Genomic DNA, 534 nt, shown 5'->3' with positions numbered 1-534 from the left:
GTCCGCAACAGGGGATCAACGACTACTTCTGGATGAACCACGACGGCCAGGGCGCCGGGGTGAAGAACTTTGATATCGGCGGCGTGCAGTTTGACGTGGCGACGGTCTCGCAGGTGAAATCCTGTAGCCCGGAAGTGATGGCCGACGAGACCAACCCGTCGCGTATCACCTGTACCGGCAGCTCCGACACCGGCGACAACGGCCACTACGCGCTGACCACCAAAACCCACAACATCAAGGCCGGGCCGATCGACGTCGAGGTGTACGCCAACTACGGTTTTGACTCGAAGGCGGTGGACAGCGACGCGCGCCTCGAAGCCTGGCAGGGCGGCCTGGTGCTGAGCCACACCAACGACAGCGGGGTGAACAAGGTGATCCTGCGCTACTCTGACAACTCGGATAACAGTGTCTACAACAAAACCGACGACCTGACCACGGTCTACGCCAGCTTCGAGGGCAGCCATAAGTTCACCCAGCAGGCGCAGATCGAATACCTGCTGGCCTTCCACGACTACGACAACGGCAAGGACAACA

1 protein-coding gene is annotated in these 534 nt (G+C 60.5%); it reads left to right on the top strand.

Going from position 1 to position 534, the window contains the following annotated elements:
- A partial coding sequence (locus CWM58_RS27930; protein WP_165785867.1) for a carbohydrate porin occupies positions 1-534 on the top strand: 534 nt, incomplete at both ends.

This window comes from Klebsiella sp. H-Nf2, from assembly GCF_002806645.1.
Lineage (GTDB): Bacteria > Pseudomonadota > Gammaproteobacteria > Enterobacterales > Enterobacteriaceae > Klebsiella > Klebsiella variicola.
This window is presented reverse-complemented; position numbering and strand designations above follow the sequence as displayed.